17 protein-coding genes, 4 tRNA genes and 4 rRNA genes are annotated in these 24459 nt (G+C 61.6%); 23 read left to right on the forward strand and 2 right to left on the reverse strand.

Annotation, left to right across the window (positions count from 1 at the left end; all coding sequences use genetic code 11):
* The first annotated feature begins 6 nt into the window (after positions 1-6).
* Positions 7-792 (forward strand): transporter substrate-binding domain-containing protein, encoded by a 786-nt coding sequence (locus FF090_RS07115; protein ID WP_138856070.1) that lies wholly within the window; start codon positions 7-9, stop codon positions 790-792.
* Here the strand turns inward: FF090_RS07115 and FF090_RS07120 are convergent, their stop codons facing one another.
* On the reverse strand, positions 793-1323 hold the full coding sequence (locus FF090_RS07120) for a hypothetical protein (protein WP_138856071.1): 531 nt from the start codon (positions 1321-1323) through the stop codon (positions 793-795).
* Between the two features lie 149 nt (positions 1324-1472).
* Here FF090_RS07120 and FF090_RS07125 point away from each other — a divergent pair, with 149 nt between their 5' ends.
* From FF090_RS07125 to FF090_RS07150, 6 genes are all read left to right on the forward strand, one after another.
* On the forward strand, positions 1473-2729 hold the full coding sequence (locus FF090_RS07125; protein ID WP_138856072.1) for a lipoprotein-releasing ABC transporter permease subunit: 1257 nt from the start codon (positions 1473-1475) through the stop codon (positions 2727-2729).
* Entirely contained in the window at positions 2722-3408 is a 687-nt protein-coding gene (locus FF090_RS07130) for an ABC transporter ATP-binding protein (RefSeq protein WP_138856073.1), read from the forward strand. The genes FF090_RS07125 and FF090_RS07130 overlap by 8 nt, the downstream gene beginning before the upstream one ends.
* Positions 3405-4256 (forward strand): formyltetrahydrofolate deformylase, encoded by an 852-nt coding sequence (gene purU, locus FF090_RS07135; protein ID WP_138856074.1) that lies wholly within the window; start codon positions 3405-3407, stop codon positions 4254-4256. The genes FF090_RS07130 and purU overlap by 4 nt, the downstream gene beginning before the upstream one ends.
* Before the next feature lie 281 nt (positions 4257-4537).
* Complete coding sequence (locus FF090_RS07140; protein ID WP_138856075.1) at positions 4538-5347, forward strand: TatD family hydrolase; 810 nt, start codon at positions 4538-4540, stop codon at positions 5345-5347.
* Positions 5341-5856 (forward strand): GNAT family N-acetyltransferase, encoded by a 516-nt coding sequence (locus tag FF090_RS07145; RefSeq protein ID WP_138856076.1) that lies wholly within the window; start codon positions 5341-5343, stop codon positions 5854-5856. Before FF090_RS07140 ends, FF090_RS07145 begins: the two co-directional genes overlap by 7 nt.
* Complete coding sequence (locus FF090_RS07150; RefSeq protein ID WP_138856077.1) at positions 5853-6383, forward strand: DNA-deoxyinosine glycosylase; 531 nt, start codon at positions 5853-5855, stop codon at positions 6381-6383. Before FF090_RS07145 ends, FF090_RS07150 begins: the two co-directional genes overlap by 4 nt.
* Here FF090_RS07150 and FF090_RS07155 read toward each other — a convergent pair.
* Complete coding sequence (locus FF090_RS07155) at positions 6341-7150, reverse strand: mechanosensitive ion channel family protein (RefSeq protein WP_138856078.1); 810 nt, start codon at positions 7148-7150, stop codon at positions 6341-6343. The genes FF090_RS07150 and FF090_RS07155 overlap by 43 nt on opposite strands.
* A 53-nt stretch (positions 7151-7203) precedes the next feature.
* Here FF090_RS07155 and FF090_RS07160 point away from each other — a divergent pair, with 53 nt between their 5' ends.
* From FF090_RS07160 to FF090_RS07235, 16 genes are all read left to right on the forward strand, one after another.
* Positions 7204-7974 carry a class I SAM-dependent methyltransferase gene (locus tag FF090_RS07160; protein WP_138856079.1) on the forward strand — a complete coding sequence of 257 codons (771 nt, stop codon included), beginning with the start codon at positions 7204-7206 and terminating at the stop codon, positions 7972-7974.
* Entirely contained in the window at positions 7971-9788 is a 1818-nt protein-coding gene (gene tfpB / locus FF090_RS07165; RefSeq protein WP_138856080.1) for a type IV pilus assembly ATPase TfpB, read from the forward strand. The genes FF090_RS07160 and tfpB overlap by 4 nt, the downstream gene beginning before the upstream one ends.
* Before the next feature lie 4 nt (positions 9789-9792).
* Entirely contained in the window at positions 9793-10668 is an 876-nt protein-coding gene (locus FF090_RS07170) for a branched-chain amino acid ABC transporter permease (RefSeq protein WP_138856081.1), read from the forward strand.
* A 9-nt stretch (positions 10669-10677) separates the two neighbouring features.
* Positions 10678-11754, forward strand: coding sequence for a branched-chain amino acid ABC transporter permease (locus FF090_RS07175; protein WP_138856082.1), 1077 nt, complete (start codon positions 10678-10680; stop codon positions 11752-11754).
* Positions 11751-12527, forward strand: coding sequence for an ABC transporter ATP-binding protein (locus tag FF090_RS07180; RefSeq protein WP_138856083.1), 777 nt, complete (start codon positions 11751-11753; stop codon positions 12525-12527). The genes FF090_RS07175 and FF090_RS07180 overlap by 4 nt, the downstream gene beginning before the upstream one ends.
* Positions 12524-13291 (forward strand): ABC transporter ATP-binding protein, encoded by a 768-nt coding sequence (locus FF090_RS07185; RefSeq protein WP_138856084.1) that lies wholly within the window; start codon positions 12524-12526, stop codon positions 13289-13291. The genes FF090_RS07180 and FF090_RS07185 overlap by 4 nt, the downstream gene beginning before the upstream one ends.
* Before the next feature lie 2 nt (positions 13292-13293).
* Positions 13294-15141: an AMP-dependent synthetase/ligase gene (locus FF090_RS07190; RefSeq protein ID WP_138856085.1), complete on the forward strand. Its 1848-nt coding sequence runs from the start codon at positions 13294-13296 to the stop codon at positions 15139-15141.
* Between the two features lie 60 nt (positions 15142-15201).
* Positions 15202-16332 (forward strand): ABC transporter substrate-binding protein, encoded by a 1131-nt coding sequence (locus FF090_RS07195; protein WP_246071538.1) that lies wholly within the window; start codon positions 15202-15204, stop codon positions 16330-16332.
* 415 nt (positions 16333-16747) lie between these two features.
* Positions 16748-18276, forward strand: a 16S ribosomal RNA gene (locus FF090_RS07200).
* A 190-nt stretch (positions 18277-18466) separates the two neighbouring features.
* A tRNA-Ile gene (locus FF090_RS07205) sits at positions 18467-18543 on the forward strand.
* A 24-nt stretch (positions 18544-18567) separates the two neighbouring features.
* Positions 18568-18643, forward strand: a tRNA-Ala gene (locus FF090_RS07210).
* Positions 18644-18923: 280 nt separating this feature from the next.
* A 23S ribosomal RNA gene (locus FF090_RS07215) occupies positions 18924-21800 on the forward strand.
* 149 nt (positions 21801-21949) lie between these two features.
* Positions 21950-22063: ribosomal RNA gene (rrf, locus tag FF090_RS07220) — 5S ribosomal RNA — on the forward strand.
* 434 nt (positions 22064-22497) lie between these two features.
* A 16S ribosomal RNA gene (locus FF090_RS07225) occupies positions 22498-24026 on the forward strand.
* Together the 16S, 23S and 5S rRNA genes with 4 tRNA genes alongside form the textbook arrangement of a ribosomal RNA operon.
* Positions 24027-24216: 190 nt before the next feature.
* Positions 24217-24293: transfer RNA gene (locus tag FF090_RS07230), tRNA-Ile, on the forward strand.
* Between the two features lie 24 nt (positions 24294-24317).
* Positions 24318-24393, forward strand: a tRNA-Ala gene (locus tag FF090_RS07235).
* The last annotated feature ends 66 nt before the right edge of the window (positions 24394-24459 follow it).

Here is a 24459-nt window from a genome sequence, read left to right on the forward strand (position 1 = left end):
GCGGGCATGGGAGTCGGATGCGGGGTGGAGTGGCGAGGCGGGGCCCTTGTCTGGGCTGGGTCATTGGCCTTGGCCCTGGCGGCCACCGGCGCTCAGGCCACCAAGGATGGTAAGGGCCCGGTGCTGGAGATCGCCGTCATCGAGGATGCCGCGCTCGCTCGGCCCGTGCAGACTTTGCTGGCCGAGGCGTTTGCCCGCGCCGGCCAGCCTGTGGTTTTCCGCCCCATGCCCTTGCGCCGCGCTGAGCAGGAGATCCTGGCCGGACGACTGGATGGCGACAGCGCGCGGGTGATGGAGTTTTTCGAGCTGCACCCGCAGCTGCAGCGGGTGCGCGTGCCCTTGCGTGAGGTGGGCTACTTTGCCCTGTTCAAGCCGCCCTGCCCGGCCCGATTGGAGTGGCATGCGCTGGCCGCCCGGCCCTTGGCCTATTTACGTGGCACCCATGCTGTTGAGGCCCATCTACCCGAGCCACAGCGCCGTGCGGCAGCCAGCTTCAACGAGCTGGGGCGTTACCTGCAGGAAGGCGTGGCAGAGGCGGCGGTGATGCCGCTCACGCCTGCCTTGGCACGGGCTTTGCCGGGTCAAGGGCTTTGCCATGTGGCCGAACCCGTGCTGCGGCGCGATTTGTTTCTGGCCCTGCACGCTCGTCATGCCCTGTTGAGGCCGCGGCTGGAGCGGGCGCTGCAAGCTCTACAGGCCGAAGGCCGAACGGCCGCCATCTGGGCCCAGGCCGAAGCAGGCCTGCGGCAATGGGCCGTGCAGCGCCCAGTACCGGCGGCCTCGAATCCCTGATCAGTGCCGCCCGGTGCGGCGGCGGTCGATGCCGGTCGGGCGCAGGGCCTGCCATTCCAGGTGGTTGCTGCGGCCCTGCAAGCGGCGATCGGCCAGCGCGAGCCAATCGCGGTAGTGGCGATGCGCCTCGGTGGCGCGCGCAGCCCCATAGGCCAGGCGCAGGCGGTGATCGCTGGCGTCATCGAGCTTGCGCTTGAGCAAGGCCACCAATCGTTTGAGGGTGTCCAGGTCGGCGGGGCCGTCGCTCAGCAGGGCGAGTTCGTGGGTGCGCAGCGTGAAGATGTCGAGTTTGCGTTGCAGCAGTTCATTGCGCAGCACGTCCAGGCCACGGGCCAGCAGTTCGCTTTCGACGTTGTCCTCGGCTTCGCGGGCTTCGACCTCCAGCAGCAGTAGCACCGCTTCGCTGTCGGGATGGTCATGGGCCGCCAAGTGACGTCGCTCGACCGCGCGGCGCAGGTCGCGGCGATCCCGCAGGGAGGCCATCAGTGCGGCGCGTCCCTCGCGCTCCAACTCGTCCAGCCAGATTGCCATCATCAAACTCCCGGTGCGGCCGGCTCTGGGGCCGGCATGATTCTTTAGGAAGTCTTTACCTTAGCGCGAACGGAGCCTGCTGCGCCAGCCCGGCCCCGGATCACGGGGGGCGAAGGCGGCACTTCTGCGCAGCTACCATCGCCCCCCTTATGAATATCCCTTACGAGCTGCAGGTCGGCTGGCGCTATTTGCGCGCCGGCAAGGGCGGCCGGCGCAATGCCTTCATTTCCTTCATTTCCGGTGTGTCCATGGTGGGCATCGCACTGGGGGTGGCGGCCCTGATCGTGGTGCTGTCGGTGATGAATGGTTTCCAGCGCGAGGTGCGCGACGCCATGCTCTCGGCCATCGCCCATTTGGAGGTGACGCGCTGGGACGGGCAGGGCGTGGAGGATTGGCGCTCTGTGGCCCAGGCCGCCCAGGCCCGCCCCGAAGTGCTGGGTGCGGCGCCCTTTGTGAACAGCCAGGCCCTGCTGGCGCGCGGCGAGGACATGCGCGGTGTGATGGTGCGCGGCGTCTTGCCCACTGAGGAACCCAAGGTCACGCCCATGGCCGCCAAGCTGGGCCCCGAGGTCCTGAACCAGCTGCAGCCTGGGCAATGGAAGATCCTGATCGGTGTGGAACTGGCGCGCCAGCTCGGCGTTCAAGTGGGCGAGCAGCTGGTGATGATGGCGCCGGGTGGGCAGGTCACGCCGGCTGGTGTGGCCCCGCGCATGCGCAGCTTCACGGTGGCCGGGGTGTTCCAGGCCGGGCACTACGAGTACGACGCCGGCCTGGTCATGATGCATTTGGACGATGCGGCCAAGCTGTTCCGCACCGGCGGCGCCAGCGGCGTGCAGCTGCGTCTGCAAGATCTGCATCAGGCCCGCGCCATCGCTGGTGAACTGCAGCCCACCCTGGGCCCAGACTGGCGGGTGCGCGACTGGACGCGCGCCAACCCCACATGGTTCACGGCCGTGCAGATCGAGAAGCGCATGATGGCCATCATCCTGACCCTGATCGTGGCGGTGGCGGCCTTCAATCTGGTCAGTACCCTGGTGATGGTGGTGACCGACAAGCAAAGCGACATCGCCATCTTGCGCACCCTGGGTGCCAGCCCACGCTCGATCCAGGCCATCTTCATCGTGCAGGGCGCGTTCGCCGGTGTGGTGGGGACGGTGATCGGCGTGGTTTTGGGCTTGAGCCTGGCCTTCAATGTGGGCACGATCGTGCAGGCCATCGAGCGCCTGATCGGTGCCAAGTTCCTGCCTGCCAACATCTATCTGGTGAGCAGCATGCCCAGCGACCCGCAGCGCGCCGACATCATTCCCATCGCGCTGATCTCTCTGGCGCTGGCCTTTCTGGCCACGCTTTACCCGAGCTGGCGTGCCGCTCGGGTGCAACCGGCCCAGGCCCTGCGCTATGAATAGAGACACTGTGGTGTTGCAGGCCCAGGGCCTGAGCCAGCGCTTTCACGAAGGCCCGCTGGATGTTCAGGTGCTGCAAGGCTTGGACCTGACGGTCTGCGCCGGCCAGACCGTGGCCGTGGTCGGTGCCAGTGGTTCGGGCAAAAGCACGCTGTTGCACTTGCTCGGCGGCTTGGAGCAGCCTAGCGGCGGGCGGGTCGATTTGATAGGGCGACGCCTGTCCGAGATGGGGGCGTCCGAACTGGGTGACTGGCGCAACCAGCATCTGGGCTTCGTCTACCAGTTCCACCACCTGCTGCCCGAGTTCAGCGCGCTGGACAACGTGGCCATGCCGCTGCGCATTCGTCGCATGGGGGTGAGCGAGGCACGTGAACGCGCCCGCACCGTGCTGGCCCGGCTGGGTCTGGCGGCGCGGGTCGAACACCGCCCGGCCGAGCTCAGCGGCGGCGAGCGCCAGCGCGTGGCCATCGCGCGGGCCCTGGTCACCCGGCCCGCCTGCGTACTGGCCGATGAGCCGACCGGCAATCTGGACCGCGGCACCGCCGATACCGTGTTCGCGCTGATGCTGGAAGCCGCGCGCGAGCAGGGCACCGCCTTTGTGCTCGTCACCCACGACCTGGACTTGGCCGCCCGCTGTGAACAGCGCTGGCGCTTGGACCAGGGCAAGCTCTCTGCCTTATGAAGCGCTACATCCTCAAACTCAGCTGCCCGGATCGCGCGGGCATCGTGCATGCCGTGACCGGTGTGCTGCTGGCCCACCAGGCCAACATCCTCAGCTCGGCCCAGTATGGCGACGCCGACCATCAGCGCTTTTTCATGCGCATCGAGTTCGAGTCGGCCGCCGCCTTGGATGCGCTACAGCAAGCCTTTGCCCCGCTGGCCGTGCAGATGGCGATGGACTGGGAGCTGGTGGACGCCGCGCACAAGACCCGGGTGCTGATCCTGGTGAGCAAGTTCGGCCATTGCCTGAACGACCTGCTGTTCCGCGTGGCCACCCAGCATCTGAACATCGAAGTGGTGGCCATTGCCAGCAACCACCGCGACTTCTACCAACTCGCGGCCTCGCACAACGTGCCCTTCCACCACCTGCCGCTGCTGGGCGCCACGCCGGAGCAGAAAGCCGCGCAGGAGGCCAAGCTCAAGGCCATCATCGAAGAGCAGAGCGTGGAGTTGGTGGTGCTGGCGCGCTATATGCAGATCCTGAGCCAGGACCTGTGCGAATTTCTGAGCGGCCGTGCCATCAACATCCACCACAGCTTCCTGCCCAGCTTCAAGGGCGCGCGGCCCTACCACCAGGCCTTCGAGCGCGGCGTCAAGCTGATCGGCGCCACCGCTCACTACGTGACCGGCGATCTGGACGAGGGCCCCATCATCGAGCAGGAGGTCGCGCGCATCGACCACGCCTACAGCCCCGAGCAACTCGCCGCCACCGGCCGCGACATGGAATGCGTGGCCCTGGCGCGGGCCATCCAGTGGCATGCGGAGCATCGGGTGTTGCTGAATGGGCGGCGGACGGTTGTTTTTAGATAGCGCGCTATGAAGAGCTCGGTATACCTTGCACTGAGTCGGGAGAGACTGCTGGGTTGGGTTGCCGAGCGAGGGGCGTGGCCTTCACCGCTATGGGTCTGTGCCAATGTGCTGACCAACTTGGAGCTGGCTGAATGCCGCGCTGCCGGAGTTGAGTTGACCAACTTCCTTCATCCCATTGATCCTCAGGACTTGGGCGCCGTGGAAGAGGCGAGGGACACGATCGCCGAGCACCATCCTGGCCGGGACATCTGCCTGATCTAAGGGCTAAGAGCGAACGGACGATGTGGATCGACACCCACTGCCACTGGGACGCCCCCGAGTTCGCGCCCGACCGCGAGCCCGTGCGACGGCGCGCGCTGGCCGCCGGCGTCAGCCGCTTCATCGTGCCCGTGGTGCAGGCGTGCGACTTCGCCGCCACCCAGGCCCTGTGCCGCGCGGCCGGTCAGCCCTACGCGCTGGGCATTCACCCGCTCTACACGCCGCAGGCTCAGGACCAAGACCTGACCCTGCTCGACCGCATGCTGGGCGAGGCGGCCGACGACCCGCTCTTGGTGGCCGTGGGCGAGATCGGCCTGGACTTCTTTGTGGCGGGCCTGGACCCGCAACGCCAGCAGCATTTCTATGTCGAGCAGCTGAAGCTGGCGCGGCGGCACGGCCTGCCGGTGATCCTGCATGTGCGCCGCAGTGCCGATGCCTTGCTGGCCGGCCTGCGTCGCGTTTCGGTCGCCGGCGGCATCGCCCATGCCTTCAACGGCAGCCCGCAGCAGGCCCAGGCCTTTATCGAATTGGGCTTTGCCTTGGGTTTTGGCGGCGCGCTGACCTTCGAGCGGGCCTTGAACCTGCGCCGCCTGGCCCGCGAACTGCCCGAGACCGCCCTGGTGCTGGAAACCGATGCCCCGGACATCCCGCCGCAATGGCTGTACAAGACCGCCGAACAGCGCGCGGCGGGCGAGCGCAGCCGCAACGAGCCCGCCGAGCTGCCGCAGATTGCGCAGACCCTGGCCGGCCTGCGCGGCTGGACCTTGGAACACACGGCGGCTGTCACCACGGCCAATGCCTGCCGCGTACTGCCGCGACTGAATCCATGCTGACCCCCGTGCCCGGTGCCCGCTTGCGCCTGCACCGCCTGTCCGTGGCGGACGCGCCTTTTGCGCTGCAATTGCTCAATGACCCCGAATGGTTGGCCCGGGTGGGCGATCGCGGCATCCGGACCCTGGCCGAGGCCGAGCGTTTTTTGGCCGAGGGCTATTGGACGCGCTATGCCGAGCCGGGTCTGGGCTTTTATGGCGTGGAGCGGCTGGGCACGCCCGGCCTGGTCGGCGTGTGCGGTCTGGCGCAGCGCGATTATCTGCCGCAGCCCGATCTGGGCTTTGGCTTCCTGCCCGAGGGGCGAGGGCAGGGGCTGGCCCTGGAAGCGGCGCAGGCCGTTCTGGACCACGGCTGGCGCCAGGGACTGAGCGAGGTGCTGGCCACCGTGCGCCTGGACAACCTGGCTTCGCAGCGGGTGCTGGAGGCCTTGGGGCTGCAGCGCCAGCGCCAGATGCTTTCGCCCAGCAGCGGACAGCCCCTCTGGGTTTATCGAGTCACCGCATCGGCATGACGGATTCATCCCGCCTGAGCGGCCTGGCGCCGGTCTGGCGGCCTGATGCCGAGCTCTTGATCCTGGGCAGCTTTCCCGGCGTGGCCTCCCTGCAGGCGGCGCAGTACTACGCGCACCCGCGCAATGCCTTCTGGCCCATCTTGGGCGAACACCTGGGCCGGCCCGATCTGGCACTGCGCCCCTATGAAGAACGGCTGGAGGCCTTGATCGAGGCGCGCATCGCGCTCTGGGACGCGGTGGGGGCCTGCGAACGCCAGGGCAGCCTGGACAGCGCGATCCGCGCCGCCCAGCCCAGCGATCTGGCCGATCTGGTGGCGCGCCTGCCGGCGCTGCGGGGCATCGCCTGCAATGGCGCCACGGCCTGGGCGCAGACCTGCCGCAGCCTGCCCGGCGCGCCCTGGCCCATCCTGAGCCTGCCCTCGACCAGCCCGGCCCATGCCGGCTTGAGCCGGGCGAAGAAGAGTGCGCAGTGGCAGGCCGCGCTTCAGCGGTTGCGCGGCGCGATCGGGGTCTCGGGCACTGGGTAGCCGGCGGCGCCGAAGGTGGCGACGATGGCCTTGTGGGTGTCGAAGTAAACCTGCCAGTAGTGGTCGGTGTGGCAGTAAGGGCGCACGGCCAGCAGCGGACCCTCGGGCGTGAATTGAAGGATCTCGATGTCGGGCGCGGGGCTGGTCTTCACATTGGAGATCGCGGCGATGACGGGCTTGAGGCGCGCAATGGCGTCCAGCGGGTCCACGCTATTGGCCACCTTGGCCACACAGTCCACACGCCGATGGGGCAGGGTGCTGAAGTTCTGGATTGAGCCGCCAAAGATGGTGTTGTTGCCGACGATGGTCTGCACGTTGTCGGGCGTGGTCAGCGTGGTGCCAAAGAGGCCGATCTCCGTCACCGTACCGGTGACGCCACCGGCCTGCACGAAGTCGCCGACCTTGAAGGGCCGCAGCACCTGCATGAAGACGCCGGCGGCGAAATGGGTCAGAAGGCCGCCCCAGGCGGTACCAATGGCCAGGCCAGCGCCGGCCAGCAGGGCGGCAAAGCTGGTGGTCTTGACGCCAAAGATGTCCAGGATGGCCAGGATCAGGATGATGTTGAGCACCACGCTCAGGATGGAGCGCAGGTAGTTGCTCAGCGTCTGATCGACCTTCTTGCCAGCGGCCAGTGCGCGGCTGAACACATTCAGGGCCAGGCTGATGATCCAGCGGCCCAGCACCCAGGCGGCGATGGCGGCCAGGATCTTGAGACCAAAGTCCATGCCTTGGGTTTGGATGAAATTCAAAATCACTTCGGTGTTCATGCGCTTGCTCCGGTCGGGTTGGGTCGGCCGCGACTGTAGACAATCGCCGCCTCATGCCAAAAACCAATGATTTGCCCGAGGTCACGGTCTCGGAATACGCCGGGGTGCGCTCGCTGCACCTGAATTCGATCTGGGTTCAGGGCTCGATGCGCGTCTCCAAGCCCCAAAAGCTGGAGCTCGACTATGTGCAGCGCATGATGGCGCCCCTGCTGTGGCAGGCGCCGGAACGCTGGCGCGAGGGCCGCTGTGTGCAGCTGGGCCTGGGTGCGGCGGCGCTGACCAAGTTCTGCCACCAGGTGCTGGGCCGGCCGACCACGGCGGTGGAACTGCACCCCGGGGTGGTGATGTGCTGCCGCCAGTTCTTTCACCTGCCCGACCCGGGCGCGGGGCTGGAGATCGTGATCGAGGACGCCGGCACATGGGTCCTTCGGCCCGAGGTTCAGGGCCAGGTGGACTTGTTGCACATCGACCTGTACGACCACGATGCGGCCGCGCCGGTGCTGGACGATTTGGCCTTCTACCAGGCCTGCCGGGGTCTCTTGAGCGCTGAAGGCGCCCTGGCGGTGAATCTGTTTGGCCGCCAGTCCAGCTTTGCGCGCTCGTGCGGGCTGCTGGCCGAGGCCTTCGGGGCCAACCAGGTCTGGCGCATCGCGGCCACCAAGGAAGGCAACACCGTGGTGGTGGCCACTCGGGAAAGCCCCCTCCCGGACAAGGAAGAACTGCAGCGCCGCGCCACTACCATGGAAGCCACTTTGGGCCTGCCTGCCAAGCGCTGGCTGCGCGGACTCAAGGCCTGGGCCCAGCCAAGCGAAGCGAGCGAATGACGTCCAAGAGCCGACCGGCCCCTTCATCGACAACCCCAGCGGCCCCCGCCGCCAGCCAGCCCCTTGGCCAACGCCTGAGCTGGCGCGATTTGCTGCGTTGGCTGGCCGAGGACGGTCTGCTGGAGCCCGCCGATGTGGCCGAAACCGAGGCTCGCTTTGCGGCGGGCGACAGCGCCTTGCATCCCTTGGTGCGTTTGGGTCGGGCCGGCCTGCACCGGGCCGGCACGCGCAAGAGCCTGGACACCGAGGCCCTGACTGAATGGCTGGCCACTCGGGCCAAGCTGCCCTATTTGCGCATCGACCCGCTCAAGGTCGAAGTCGGCCGGGTGGCCGATGTGATGAGTGCGGCCTACGCGGAGAAGAACCGCTGCCTGCCGGTGGCCGTGGGGCTGATGGATGTGACCATCGCGACGTCCGAGCCCTTTGACACCAGCTGGGTGCCGCAGATCGAGAGCCATCTGCGCAAGACCGTCAAGCTGGTGGTGTCCAACCCGCAAGACGTGGCTCGCTTGACCACCGAGTTCTTCACGCTCTCGAAGTCGGTGCGGGCGGCGGCCAAGAGCGGCGAGGTGGCGGGTCTGTCCAGCTTTGAGCAGTTGGTGGAGCTGGGTAAGAGCAACAAACAGCTCGACGCCAATGACCAGGGCGTGGTGCAGGTGGTGGATTGGCTGTGGCAGTACGCCTTCGACCAGCGGGCCAGCGACATCCATCTGGAGCCGCGGCGCGAGATGGGCCTGATCCGCTTTCGCATCGACGGCGTGCTGCATACCGTCTACCAGCTGCCCGCTTCGGTGATGAGCGCCATGATTTCGCGCATCAAGTTGCTGGGCCGCATGGATGTGGTGGAGCGGCGCCGACCGCTGGATGGACGCATCAAGACACGCAATCCGGCTGGCGAAGAGGTCGAGATGCGCCTCTCCACCTTGCCCACCGCGTTTGGCGAAAAGATGGTGATGCGCATCTTTGACCCCGACAACGCGCTCAAGGACCTGGACCAGCTGGGCTTTGGCCGCCACGAGGCCGAGCGATGGAATCAGTTGGTCGCGCAGCCGCACGGCATCATCCTCGTCACCGGTCCGACCGGCTCGGGCAAGACCACGACGCTGTATTCGACGCTCAAGCGCCTGGCCACCGAAGAAGTCAATGTCTGCACCATCGAGGACCCGATCGAGATGATCGAAGCCTCGTTCAACCAGACGCAGGTGCAACCGGGCCTGGACTTCAATTTCAGCGAGGGCCTGCGGGCGCTGATGCGTCAGGACCCCGACATCATCATGGTGGGCGAGATCCGCGACCTGGAGACGGCCGAGATGGCGATCCAGGCGGCGCTGACTGGACACCTGGTGTTCTCTACGCTGCACACCAATGATTCGGTGTCGGCCATCACCCGCCTGATCGACCTGGGGGTGCCGGCTTACTTGATCAGTGCAACCGTGATCGGCGTGCTGGCCCAGCGCTTGGTGCGCACCCTGTGCCCGCATTGCAAAGCGCCAGACCCGGGCGTAACGGCCGAGTCGCTCAACGAAATCGTCAAACCCTGGCGGCTTGGCGGCGAGATCAAGGCTTACAAGCCGGTGGGCTGTTTGGAGTGCCGGCAGACGGGCTTTCGCGGCCGCGCCGGTCTGTATGAGTTGCTGAACCTGAGCGAGCCGGTGCGTCAGCACCTGATGCCCAGCCCCAATATGCCGGCCTTGCGCCGAGCGGCTGCCCAAGAGGGCCTGCGGGCGCTGCGCCTGGGCGGGGCGCGCAAGGTCAGCGAGGGCGTGACCACGCTGGAAGAAGTGCTGCGCAGCACGCCCAATTGGGAGCAATAGAGCCATGGCGGCCTGGCAAGTGCTGGTTTCCGGCCTGGCCCAAGGCTGCATTTATGGCCTGATCGCGCTCGGCTTCGTGCTGATCTACAAGGCGACGGAGACGGTCAGTTTTGCGCAGGGCGATTTGATGATGGTGGGCGGCTTTGTCGCGCTGCTATTGCTCAATCACCTGGGTTGGCCGCTGTGGGCGGTGTTGCCGCTGAGTGTGCTGGCGCTGGCGGCACTCGGACTTGGCTTGGAGCGTTTAGTGATCCGCCCGGTGCTGGGCCAGCCGGCGTTCTCGGTGGTGATGCTCACGCTCGGCCTGGGCTATTTGGCGCGCGGCCTCATCACCATGCTGCCGGTGGTGGGCACCGAGACCCACCGCCTGAATCTGCCCTATGGCGAACCCCTGCAACTGCCGGGTGGCTTGGTGTTGGCGGTGGAGCAACTTGTGGTGATGGGCTCCACGGTGCTGCTGTGTGGCCTGTTGTTTGCGTTATTCCGCTTCACGCGCGTGGGTCTAGCCATGCAGGCGGCCTCGCAGAACCAACTGGCCGCGCATCTGATGGGCATTCCGGTGCGCCGGCTCAACGGCTATGTCTGGGCCCTGGCGGCCGGAGTGGCGGCGCTGGCCGCTGTCTTGCTGGCGCCCATCACCTTCGTGCACGCCAACATGGGCTTGATCGGGCTGAAAGCCTTCCCCGCGGCGGTGGTGGGCGGATTTGGCAGCCTGCCCGGGGCCATCCTGGGGGGCTTGATCATTGGTGTGGTGGAAGCACTGGCAGGCTTTTATTTGCCCGAGGGCTTCAAGGACGTGAGCGCCTATGTGCTGGTGCTGGTGGTGCTGGTGCTGATGCCGCATGGCCTGTTGGGCGAGCGTCAGGTGAAGCGGGTTTGAGGCGCGGCGATGCGGACCGTCTTCAAAACCTCTTACGACCAGGACATTGACCTGTTCAAGCACGGCGGGCAGCGCTTTTGGTACGCCCTCCTGATGCTGGGCCTGGTCGCCGCCCCCTTTTTCCTGGAGAGCTACGCGCTGACCCAGCTGAGCTTCGTGCTCATCTATGGGGTGGTGGGTCTGGGCCTGATGTTGTTGGCGGGCTTCACCGGCCTCTTCTCGATGGGGCATGCGGCCTTCCTGGGTGTGGGCGCTTATGCGCAAGCGCTGCTGTGCCAGGCGGGCTGGCCTTTTCTGTTGTCAATGCCTGTGGCGGGGGCCCTCGCTGCGGCGGTGGGCGTGCTGGTGGGCTTGCCGGCGTTGCGAGTCAAAGGCATCTATCTGGCCATTGCCACCTTGAGCTTTGGTTTCATCGTGGAAGAGGGGCTGGCGCGCTGGGAGTCCCTGACCGGCGGCAACGCAGGCTTGCTGGTGCCGCAGGCCCAGGCCTTTGGCTGGGTGGTGGACAGTGGTGAGAAGTTCTATGCGGTTTGCCTGGTCGTGGCCGTGCTCAGCACTTTGGCGGTGCTGAACCTGCTGCGTTCACCTACCGGGCGCGCTTTTGTCGCGGTGCGGGATTCCGAGGTCTCGGCCCAGTGCATGGGCATCCATCTGGCGTCCACCAAGACCTTGGCGTTTGCACTGTCGGCCTTCTTCACGGGTTTGGGCGGCGCGCTCTATGCGCATCAGATCCGCTTCCTGTCGCCCGATCAATTCGGCATCCTGCAGTCCATCGATTTGCTACTGCTCGTCACCATTGGCGGCTTGGGCTCGGTGCACGGGGCTTTCTTGGGAGCGATCTTCTTGATTGCCATGCCGCAGGGCATAGCAATGTTGAAGGACTACTTGCCGCCGCACATCGGGCAGGCCCCCGGGCTGCAATCGGCGGTGTTTGGGCTGGTACTGATCGGTTTTGTGCTGTTTGAGCCGCTGGGGCTGTATGGCCGCTGGGTCAAGATTCGCACCTGGTTGCAACTCTTTCCCTTCTACCGGCGCGGCATGCTGGCGCGGCAAAAGAGCTATCAGAAGTCGGAGCGACTCCGATGAGCGCGCCGCTGTTGAGGGTGGAGGGCCTGACCCGGCGTTTTGGCGGCTTGGTAGCCGTCAACAAGGTCAGCTTCGAAGTGCAGGCTGGCGAGGTCTTCACGCTCATCGGCCCCAATGGCGCGGGCAAGACCACGGTGTTCAATCTGATCTCCCGCCTCTTCGAACCCAGCGGTGGGCGCATTACCCTCAACGGGCAGGACTTGCTGGCGCGCCCCGCCCACGCGGTGGCCGAGTTGGGCCTTGCGCGCACCTTTCAGAACATCGAACTGTTCGAGCAGGCCAGCGTGCTCCAAAACCTCTTGATTGGTCGCCATGTGCACCAGCGCCGCAGCCTGTGGCGCGAGACCCTCTTTCTGCCCTCGGTGCGCGAGCAGGAGCGAGAAGTGCGGCGCAAGGTGGAGGAGGTGATCGATTTCTTGCGCCTGCAGCACTACCGGGACAACCGGGTGGCCGGCTTGCCCTATGGTGTGCGCAAGGTGGTGGAACTGGCCCGCGCCCTGTGCAGCGAGCCGCGCCTGTTGCTGCTGGACGAACCCAGCAGCGGCCTGAATGTGGATGAGACTCGCGATCTGGCCTATTGGATTCAGGACATTCGTTCGGTGCTGGGCATCACGGTGCTGATGGTGGAGCACGATATGAGCCTGGTCTCGCAGGTCTCAGACCGCGTGCTGGCCATGGCCCAGGGCGAGTGTCTGGCCTTGGGGCCCCCGGCCGAGGTGCAGGCCGATGCGCGTGTCATCGAGGCCTATCTGGGCACAGGGGCAACTGCGTGACCGTGCTGGACGTTCAGAACCTGGAGGCCGTCTATGGGCCGATCAAGGCCCTTCGCGGCGTGAGCCTGCAGGTGGCGCAGGGGCAGATCGTGACGGTGCTGGGGCCCAATGGCGCTGGCAAGACTACTTTGCTCAAGACTTTGTCGGGCCTGTTGGATCCGCGCCGCGGGACGGTGCTGCTGGAAGGGCAAGCCATCGGCGGCCAGGATCCGGTTGACATCGTGCGGCGCGGCCTGGTTCAGGTGCCGGAGGGGCGTGAGGTCTTTCCGTTGCTGACCGTGCGCCAGAACCTGCTGATGGGGGCTTATACGCGCCGTGATCGCGATGCGGTGGCGCGCGACTTGGAGCAGGCCCATGCCTACTTCCCGATCTTGAAGGAGCGCGCCGACCAGCCGGCGGGCTTGCTCTCGGGGGGGCAGCAGCAGATGCTGGCCATTGCCCGAGCGCTGATGGCGGCGCCGCGCATGCTGATGCTGGATGAGCCCAGTCTGGGTCTTTCTCCAAAGCTGACGCAGGAGATCTTCGCCATCATCCGCCGCATCAATCAGGAGCGCGGCACGCCGATCTTGCTGGTGGAGCAGAACGCTCATCTGGCGCTGCATTTGGCGGACCAAGCCTACATCCTAGAAAACGGCCGAGTGGTTCTTGAGGGTCCGTGCGAGAGCTTGCGGCAGCGCCCTGACATCCAGGAGTTTTATCTGGGTGTGCATGACGCTGGCAGCCGGGGTGAGCGGCGTTGGAAGCGGCGCAAGGGGTGGCACTGAGCATGGCGGCGCTCTGGGATCTGTGCGCGCGGGCTGAGGCCCCACGGCATGAACTGCCGGGCGAAACCGTACCCGCCCTGTTCTGGGCCGGCGTGCAGGCGCGCGGCGACCAGACTTGGTTGCGGGAAAAGCGCCTGGGTCTGTGGCAGGCCTGGACCTGGAAGGCGGCGGGTGAAGCCGTGCGCGAAATGGCGCTGGGCCTGGATCGCCTTGACCTGCCCCATCAGGCGGTGGTCGGCATCTTGGCAAACACTCGGTTGGAGTGGCTGCTGGCTGACCTGGCGATTCAGAGCGCGGGCTGTGTGGCCAACGGCATCTACCCCACGGATGCGGCCAGCCAAGTCGCCTACCTTTGTGCGGACTCGCAGACGCAGGCGCTGTTCGTCGAAGATGACGAGCAACTGGACAAGGTGCTTGAGGTGCGGGCCGAGTTGCCGCACCTGCGCTGGATCGTGGTCATGGACACCCGGGGCCTGCAGCATTTTTCAGACCCCGGTGTGATGAGCCTGAGTGAGTTGCGGCGGCTCGGAAGTCAGCATCCCGCTCCAGCCCGGTTTGAGCAAAGGCTGCAGGCCCTGCGTCCGGATCATCTTGGCATCCTGGTGTACACGAGTGGCACCACGGGCAAGCCCAAGGGCGCCATGCACCTTCAGCAGGGCCTGGTTGCCGCACTCCGAGGTGCGTCCCGCAATATTGCTCAGCGCAGCAGCGATGAGCGCTTGTGCTTCCTGCCGCTTTGCCACATTGCCGAACGGATGATTGGCGCTTACTCCGCGCTTCTGACCGGGGCGAGATTGAACTTTGTGGAGCGTCCAGAAACCTTTGCCGAAAACTTGCGCGAGGTGGCGCCCCATTTGTTGTTCGCGGTGCCCAGGGTGTGGGAGAAGCTCTACTCAGGGGCTTCTTTGGCGGTGGCCGAGGCCGGCCCCGTATCGCGCGCTTTCTATGCTTGGGCCATCCATGTGGGGCACGAAGTGGCGCAGCGGGTGTTGGCCGCGGAGCGACCGAAACCGCTATTGCGGCTGCGCTATCGATTGGCTGACTGGCTGGTGTTGGGCGCCGTCCGTCGGGCGTTGGGTTTGCAACGAGCGCGACTGCTCATCAGTGGCGCCGCCCCCATCGCCCCGGATTTGATCCGTTGGTACCTCGCTTTGGGTCTGCCGATGGTGGAAGGTTGGGGCATGACGGAGACCTGCGCACACGGCACGCTCAGCCTGCCATGGGATATGCGGCCCGGCACGGTGGGCCCGGCCAGCCCGGGCGTGGAGATGAAGGTGGATGAGAGCAGCGGGGAGCTGCTGACCCGTGGGCCCCATCTCTTCGCCGGCTATCTGAACCGTCCCGAGGCGAGCAGTGCCGCCTTTGACGCGCAGGGGTGGTTCCGTACCGGTGATGTGGGCCGCCTGGAGCCCTACGGGCATTTCCGTATCACCGACCGGATGAAAGACATCATCATCACCGCCGGCGGCAAGAACATCACGCCCAGCGAAATCGAAAACCAGCTGAAGTTCTCGCCCTACATCACGGATGCGGTTGTGATTGGCGATCGACGTCCCTACCTGACCGCATTGATCATGATCGACCAGGACATGGTGGAACGCTTTGCCCAGGAGCAGGATCTGGCGTTCGCTGGCTTTGCCGGGCTGACCCGCGCCCCGGAAGTGCGTGCTTTGATCGCAAAGGAAGTCGATCGGGTGAACGCGGAGTTCGCGCGGGTCGAGCAGATCAAGGACTTCCGCTTGCTTGACACTCAGCTGAGCGCTGAAGATGAAGAATTGACGCCGACGATGAAGCTAAAGCGCAGCTTGGTGCAGAAGAAGTACGCCGCGCTGATTGAAGCCATGTATTGATACTCAAACCCACCGGACCTGGAGAAGCGGATGAAAGCAACCGTAGCAAGTGCAGTCCTGATGCTGGCCTCATTGACCGTGAGCGCGCAGGCCCAACAAGGCGTGAGCAAGACTGAAATCGTGATTGGCTCCATTCAGGACTTCTCCGGACCGCTGGCGGGTTATGGAAAGCAGGCCCGCAACGGCATGCAGCTGCGAGCCGATGAGCTCAACGAGCAGGGCGGAGTGCACGGCAGGCGAATCGTGCTCAAGTTCGAGGACTCCGGCTACGACCCCAAGCGTGCGGTTCTGGCGGCTCAAAAGCTCGTCAACCAAGAGAAGATCTTCTTGATGGCGGGTCATGTAGGGACAGCGCACAACCTGGCGGCCATGCCCGTTCAGTTTGAACGCGGCGTGATCAACTTCTGGCCGCTCACGGCTGCCCGGGAGATGTACGAGCCGTTTCACAAGCTCAAGTACTCGTTTGCCGTGCCCTATTACGAGCAGATCCGCGTGATGCTGCCCAAGTTGGCCAAGGAGCAGGGCGCCAAGAAGCTCTGCGTCCACTACCAGGACGACGACTTTGGGCTTGAGGTCCTGCGCGGGGCAGAGTCCGCCACCAAGGCGATGGGTGTGGAGTTATCCGAGAAGACGAGTTTCAAGCGCGGTGCGACCGAGTTCTCCTCGCAAGTGGCAAAGCTCAAGGCCGCTGGCTGTGAGTTGGTGGTGCTGGGCACCATCATTCGCGAGACCATCGGCAGCATTGCAGAGGCCCGCAAGACGGGCTTCGCCCCCACGTTCCTCGCCTCCAGCGCGGCCTATACCGACTTGATCCACCGCCTGGGCGGCAAGGCGATGGATGGCCTCTATGCCGCCATGACCACCCAGCACCCTTACCTTGACGAGGCCTCCCAACCCATCCGCTTCTGGGCCAACAAGTACAAGACCAAGTTCAGTGAGGATCCGACTGTGTTCTCCGCCTATGGCTACTTAATCATTGATGGCTTCATTCAAGCAGCCCAGAAGGCCGGGCCGACCTTGAGTACCGACAGCTTCATCAAGGCAATGGACGGGATGACCTTCTCCAGCGACATCTTTGGCTCCGCACCAGCCAGCTACTCCCCAACCAAGCGGCTCGGCAGTGCGGCGGCCCGGCTGTCTCAGATTCAAGAGGGGCGTTGGCGAGTCGTGGCTGACTACCAAAAGCCCTGAGCTTGATCACACCGAGGCCTGGCGGCCTCTGCTTTCTTTGCGCAGGGGCTTGCACATCTCAAAAGTATTGCTATAGTTGCGGGCTTCGCTGATCAAACAGCTGCCGGTAACGGTGGTTAGCGGCGAAGGGAAGTGAAGGTCGGCAACGTCGGGCGGCTTGAAGAAAGTTTCTCGAAGGTGTTGACAGGCGGATCGAAACGCTGCAATAATCTCGCTTCTGCGCTGACAATAACGAGTCGGCGACGCAAGAAAGTTCAGGAAACTGGGTTGATTGCGAAAGTTCTTTAACAAGTTGCAGCCAATAAGCGTGGGCACTTGAAGTTGAGTTGCTCTGTAGCAATACGGAGTCTTGCTTGAAGTGCTCGCGGATAGAGAAGTGAAGTTCACTTCGATTCCGTTGAGTGAAAAACAGATCGAACTGTAGAGTTTGATCCTGGCTCAGATTGAACGCTGGCGGCATGCCTTACACATGCAAGTCGAACGGTAACGCGGGGCAACCTGGCGACGAGTGGCGAACGGGTGAGTAATGCATCGGAACGTGCCTGGTAGTGGGGGATAACTGCTCGAAAGAGCAGCTAATACCGCATACGACCTGAGGGTGAAAGGGGGGGATCGCAAGACCTCTCGCTATCAGAGCGGCCGATGTCGGATTAGCTAGTTGGTGGGGTAAAGGCCCACCAAGGCGACGATCCGTAGCTGGTCTGAGAGGACGACCAGCCACACTGGGACTGAGACACGGCCCAGACTCCTACGGGAGGCAGCAGTGGGGAATTTTGGACAATGGACGCAAGTCTGATCCAGCCATGCCGCGTGCGGGAAGAAGGCCTTCGGGTTGTAAACCGCTTTTGTCAGGGAAGAAATCTTCTGGACTAATACTCTGGGAGGATGACGGTACCTGAAGAATAAGCACCGGCTAACTACGTGCCAGCAGCCGCGGTAATACGTAGGGTGCAAGCGTTAATCGGAATTACTGGGCGTAAAGCGTGCGCAGGCGGTTATGCAAGACAGGTGTGAAATCCCCGAGCTCAACTTGGGAACTGCACTTGTGACTGCATAGCTAGAGTACGGTAGAGGGGAGTGGAATTCCGCGTGTAGCAGTGAAATGCGTAGATATGCGGAGGAACACCGATGGCGAAGGCAGCTCCCTGGACCTGTACTGACGCTCATGCACGAAAGCGTGGGGAGCAAACAGGATTAGATACCCTGGTAGTCCACGCCCTAAACGATGTCAACTGGTTGTTGGGAGGGTTTCTTCTCAGTAACGTAGCTAACGCGTGAAGTTGACCGCCTGGGGAGTACGGCCGCAAGGTTGAAACTCAAAGGAATTGACGGGGACCCGCACAAGCGGTGGATGATGTGGTTTAATTCGATGCAACGCGAAAAACCTTACCTACCCTTGACATGGCAGGAATCCTGAAGAGATTTGGGAGTGCTCGCAAGAGAACCTGCACACAGGTGCTGCATGGCCGTCGTCAGCTCGTGTCGTGAGATGTTGGGTTAAGTCCCGCAACGAGCGCAACCCTTGTCATTAGTTGCTACGAAAGGGCACTCTAATGAGACTGCCGGTGACAAACCGGAGGAAGGTGGGGATGACGTCAGGTCCTCATGGCCCTTATGGGTAGGGCTACACACGTCATACAATGGCCGGGACAGAGGGCTGCCAACCCGCGAGGGGGAGCCAATCCCAGAAACCCGGTCGTAGTCCGGATCGTAGTCTGCAACTCGACTGCGTGAAGTCGGAATCGCTAGTAATCGCGGATCAGCTTGCCGCGGTGAATACGTTCCCGGGTCTTGTACACACCGCCCGTCACACCATGGGAGCGGGTTCCGCCAGAAGTAGTTAGCCTAACCGCAAGGAGGGCGATTACCACGGCGGGGTTCGTGACTGGGGTGAAGTCGTAACAAGGTAGCCGTATCGGAAGGTGCGGCTGGATCACCTCCTTTCTAGAAAATGACGAAGCCGGTTGTTCAGTTCGCTGAGCAACGAGAGCGGAGTCGAATCAAAGACTCAACTTTGATGTGCCCACACTTATTGGCTGCAGCGGTAACAGCAGTGACTAGCATTGGTCAGAAGATGATCGATGGAGATTGGGCCGGCTGAAGAGAAGGCACGGCTCATGCAGCAAGAATGCGTGGGTCTGTAGCTCAGTCGGTTAGAGCACCGTCTTGATAAGGCGGGGGTCGTTGGTTCGAATCCAACCAGACCCACCACGATCGCGACGCGAATCGGGAATCGGGGGATTAGCTCAGCTGGGAGAGCACCTGCTTTGCAAGCAGGGGGTCGTCGGTTCGATCCCGTCATCCTCCACCAACACTAGTTACAACGCTGGCAAACATGAGTGACGCACGGAAAGCGCGCGTTATTGATGTTTGCCAGAGAGGGCCGATGGCCCGTCTGCTGTTCTTTAACAATTTGTAGAGTCGAAATCAGCGCTGTGAAGCGAAAGCTTCATAGCATTGGATTGCGTCAACAAACATTCGACGGTCTGCGAAAGCAGATTGAAGATGTACATTGAAGAACGGCGAACGCAAACGATCGAGCTCTAAATCGATCGAGTCCTTGACGACATCGCGAGATGTCAAAGTTATAGGGTCAAGTGACTAAGTGCATGTGGTGGATGCCTTGGCAATTACAGGCGACGAAGGACGTGATAGCCTGCGATAAGCTTCGGGGAGCTGGCAAATTAGCTTTGATCCGGAGATTTCCGAATGGGGAAACCCACCGCGCGAGCGGTATTGCATGCTGAATACATAGGCATGCAAGGCGAACCGGGTGAACTGAAACATCTCAGTAGCTCGAGGAACAGACATCAACCGAGATTCCGAAAGTAGTGGCGAGCGAAATCGGAGGAGCCTGCGTAATTTAGCAGCACGCATATCAAAACGGGATGGAAAGCCCGGCCATAGAAGGTGATAGCCCTGTATGAGAAATGCCTGCTGTGGAACTGAGTACGCGACAAGTAGGGCGGGACACGTGTAATCCTGTCTGAAGATGGGGGGACCATCCTCCAAGGCTAAATACTCGTAATTGACCGATAGTGAACAAGTACCGTGAGGGAAAGGCGAAAAGAACCCCGGGAGGGGAGTGAAATAGATCCTGAAACCGCATGCATACAAAAAGTAGGAGCCCGCAAGGGTGACTGCGTACCTTTTGTATAATGGGTCAGCGACTTACATTCAGTGGCGAGCTTAACCGAGTAGGGAAGGCGTAGGGAAACCGAGTCCGAACAGGGCGAATTAGTCGCTGGGTGTAGACCCGAAACCAGGTGATCTATCCATGGCCAGGATGAAGGTGCGGTAACACGCACTGGAGGTCCGAACCGACTAGTGTTGCAAAACTAGCGGATGAGCTGTGGATAGGGGTGAAAGGCTAAACAAACCTGGAGATAGCTGGTTCTCTCCGAAAACTATTTAGGTAGTGCCTCAAGTATTACCGTCGGGGGTAGAGCACTGTTTAGGCTAGGGGGTCATGGCGACTTACCAAACCTATGCAAACTCCGAATACCGATGAGTACAGCTTGGGAGACAGTGCACCGGGTGCTAACGTCCGGACACAAGAGGGAAACAACCCAGACCGCCAGCTAAGGTCCCCAAAATTGGCTAAGTGGGAAACGAAGTGGGAAGGCTAAAACAGTCAGGATGTTGGCTTAGAAGCAGCCATCATTTAAAGAAAGCGTAATAGCTCACTGATCGAGTCGTCCTGCGCGGAAGATGTAACGGGGCTAAGCCAGTTACCGAAGCTGCGGATGCACAGCAATGTGCGTGGTAGGAGAGCGTTCTGTAAGCCTGTGAAGGTGGGTTGTGAAGCCTGCTGGAGGTATCAGAAGTGCGAATGCTGACATGAGTAGCGTTAAAGGGGGTGAAAAGCCCCCTCGCCGTAAGCGCAAGGTTTCCTACGCAACGTTCATCGGCGTAGGGTGAGTCGGCCCCTAAGGCGAGGCAGAGATGCGTAGCTGATGGGAAACAGGTCAATATTCCTGTACCGATCAATAGTGCGATGTGGGGACGGAGAAGGTTAGCTCAGCCGGGTGTTGGATGTCCCGGTTCAAGCATGTAGGCGTGCTCTTTAGGCAAATCCGGAGAGCTTAGCTGAGGTGTGATAACGAGTCTGCTTGCAGACGAAGTGAGTGATACCCTGCTTCCAGGAAAAGCCACTAAGCTTCAGCTATTGACGACCGTACCGCAAACCGACACTGGTGCGCGAGATGAGTATTCTAAGGCGCTTGAGAGAACTCTGGAGAAGGAACTCGGCAAATTGACACCGTAACTTCGGAAGAAGGTGTGCCTTGAGTAGGTGAAGTTGTACAGATGGAGCCGAAAGAGGTCGCAGAGAATCGGTGGCTGCGACTGTTTACTAAAAACACAGCACTCTGCAAAGACGAAAGTCGACGTATAGGGTGTGACGCCTGCCCGGTGCTGGAAGATTAAATGATGGGGTGCAAGCTCTTGATTGAAGTCCCAGTAAACGGCGGCCGTAACTATAACGGTCCTAAGGTAGCGAAATTCCTTGTCGGGTAAGTTCCGACCTGCACGAATGGCGTAACGATGGCCACACTGTCTCCTCCAGAGACTCAGCGAAGTTGAAATGTTTGTGATGATGCAATCTCCCCGCGGAAAGACGGAAAGACCCCATGAACCTTTACTGTAGCTTTACATTGGACTTTGAACAGATCTGTGTAGGATAGGTGGGAGGCTTTGAAGTAAGGTCGCTAGATCTTATGGAGCCGACGTTGAAATACCACCCTGGTGTGTTTGAGGTTCTAACCTTGGCCCGTGATCCGGGTTGGGGACAGTGTATGGTGGGCAGTTTGACTGGGGCGGTCTCCTCCCAAAGCGTAACGGAGGAGTTCGAAGGTACGCTAGGTACGGTCGGAAATCGTGCTGATAGTGCATAGGCATAAGCGTGCTTGACTGCGAGACTGACAAGTCGAGCAGGTAGGAAACTAGGACTAAGTGATCCGGTGGTTCTGTATGGAAGGGCCATCGCTCAACGGATAAAAGGTACTCTGGGGATAACAGGCTGATACCGCCCAAGAGTTCATATCGACGGCGGTGTTTGGCACCTCGATGTCGGCTCATCTCATCCTGGGGCTGTAGCCGGTCCCAAGGGTATGGCTGTTCGCCATTTAAAGAGGTACGTGAGCTGGGTTTAAAACGTCGTGAGACAGTTTGGTCCCTATCTTCCGTGGGCGCTGCAGAATTGAGAGAGCCTGCTCCTAGTACGAGAGGACCGGAGTGGACGCACCGCTGGTGTATCGGTTGTCATGCCAATGGCATTGCCGAGTAGCTAAGTGCGGAAGAGATAACCGCTGAAAGCATCTAAGCGGGAAACTCGTCTCAAGATGAGTTCTGCCGGGGCCTTGAGCCCCCTAAAGAGTCGTTCGAGACCAGGACGTTGATAGGCTGGGTGTGGAAGCGCAGTAATGCGTTAAGCTAACCAGTACTAATTGCTCGTGAGGCTTGACCCTATAACCTTGACATTCCTGTCAGGGTTGCGAAAACCGTTCTTCAATAGAACACGCAATCCAAAGCTGATTTCTTCGCATACAATGCGGACTCTACAAATTGGGTTGGCAGACCTTCTTCAGTGAAGTCAGCTGCCAGCCAACAAGTCAAGCCTGATGACCATAGCGAGTTGGTCCCACCCCTTCCCATCCCGAACAGGACCGTGAAACAACTCAGCGCCGATGATAGTGCGGATCGCCCGTGTGAAAGTAGGACATCGTCAGGCTATTAACACCCAAAACCCCCTCCAGCGAAGCTGGTGGGGGTTTTGCTATTTATGCAAGGGTCCACTTTTATGCTCGTTAACACTGAGGTGTTTGGGAGTTGAAGTGATGACCAAGCCCGCAAGGATCGGCCAAAGCCGACCCTGAGGGCGGCGGGGAGTCGGCATTGCCGGGCGGCTTGAAGAAAGTTTCTCGAAGGTGTTGACAGGCGGATCGAAACGCTGCAATAATCTCGCTTCTGCGCTGACAATAACGAGTCGGCGACGCAAGAAAGTTCAGGAAACTGGGTTGATTGCGAAAGTTCTTTAACAAGTTGCAGCCAATAAGCGTGGGCACTTGAAGTTGAGTTGCTCTGTAGCAATACGGAGTCTTGCTTGAAGTGCTCGCGGATAGAGAAGTGAAGTTCACTTCGATTCCGTTGAGTGAAAAACAGATCGAACTGTAGAGTTTGATCCTGGCTCAGATTGAACGCTGGCGGCATGCCTTACACATGCAAGTCGAACGGTAACGCGGGGCAACCTGGCGACGAGTGGCGAACGGGTGAGTAATGCATCGGAACGTGCCTGGTAGTGGGGGATAACTGCTCGAAAGAGCAGCTAATACCGCATACGACCTGAGGGTGAAAGGGGGGGATCGCAAGACCTCTCGCTATCAGAGCGGCCGATGTCGGATTAGCTAGTTGGTGGGGTAAAGGCCCACCAAGGCGACGATCCGTAGCTGGTCTGAGAGGACGACCAGCCACACTGGGACTGAGACACGGCCCAGACTCCTACGGGAGGCAGCAGTGGGGAATTTTGGACAATGGACGCAAGTCTGATCCAGCCATGCCGCGTGCGGGAAGAAGGCCTTCGGGTTGTAAACCGCTTTTGTCAGGGAAGAAATCTTCTGGACTAATACTCTGGGAGGATGACGGTACCTGAAGAATAAGCACCGGCTAACTACGTGCCAGCAGCCGCGGTAATACGTAGGGTGCAAGCGTTAATCGGAATTACTGGGCGTAAAGCGTGCGCAGGCGGTTATGCAAGACAGGTGTGAAATCCCCGAGCTCAACTTGGGAACTGCACTTGTGACTGCATAGCTAGAGTACGGTAGAGGGGAGTGGAATTCCGCGTGTAGCAGTGAAATGCGTAGATATGCGGAGGAACACCGATGGCGAAGGCAGCTCCCTGGACCTGTACTGACGCTCATGCACGAAAGCGTGGGGAGCAAACAGGATTAGATACCCTGGTAGTCCACGCCCTAAACGATGTCAACTGGTTGTTGGGAGGGTTTCTTCTCAGTAACGTAGCTAACGCGTGAAGTTGACCGCCTGGGGAGTACGGCCGCAAGGTTGAAACTCAAAGGAATTGACGGGGACCCGCACAAGCGGTGGATGATGTGGTTTAATTCGATGCAACGCGAAAAACCTTACCTACCCTTGACATGGCAGGAATCCTGAAGAGATTTGGGAGTGCTCGCAAGAGAACCTGCACACAGGTGCTGCATGGCCGTCGTCAGCTCGTGTCGTGAGATGTTGGGTTAAGTCCCGCAACGAGCGCAACCCTTGTCATTAGTTGCTACGAAAGGGCACTCTAATGAGACTGCCGGTGACAAACCGGAGGAAGGTGGGGATGACGTCAGGTCCTCATGGCCCTTATGGGTAGGGCTACACACGTCATACAATGGCCGGGACAGAGGGCTGCCAACCCGCGAGGGGGAGCCAATCCCAGAAACCCGGTCGTAGTCCGGATCGTAGTCTGCAACTCGACTGCGTGAAGTCGGAATCGCTAGTAATCGCGGATCAGCTTGCCGCGGTGAATACGTTCCCGGGTCTTGTACACACCGCCCGTCACACCATGGGAGCGGGTTCCGCCAGAAGTAGTTAGCCTAACCGCAAGGAGGGCGATTACCACGGCGGGGTTCGTGACTGGGGTGAAGTCGTAACAAGGTAGCCGTATCGGAAGGTGCGGCTGGATCACCTCCTTTCTAGAAAATGACGAAGCCGGTTGTTCAGTTCGCTGAGCAACGAGAGCGGAGTCGAATCAAAGACTCAACTTTGATGTGCCCACACTTATTGGCTGCAGCGGTAACAGCAGTGACTAGCATTGGTCAGAAGATGATCGATGGAGATTGGGCCGGCTGAAGAGAAGGCACGGCTCATGCAGCAAGAATGCGTGGGTCTGTAGCTCAGTCGGTTAGAGCACCGTCTTGATAAGGCGGGGGTCGTTGGTTCGAATCCAACCAGACCCACCACGATCGCGACGCGAATCGGGAATCGGGGGATTAGCTCAGCTGGGAGAGCACCTGCTTTGCAAGCAGGGGGTCGTCGGTTCGATCCCGTCATCCTCCACCAACACTAGTTACAACGCTGGCAAACATGAGTGACGCACGGAAAGCGCGCGTTATTGATGTTTGCCAG

It is taken from the genome of Inhella inkyongensis (assembly GCF_005952805.1).
GTDB lineage: Bacteria > Pseudomonadota > Gammaproteobacteria > Burkholderiales > Burkholderiaceae_C > Inhella > Inhella inkyongensis.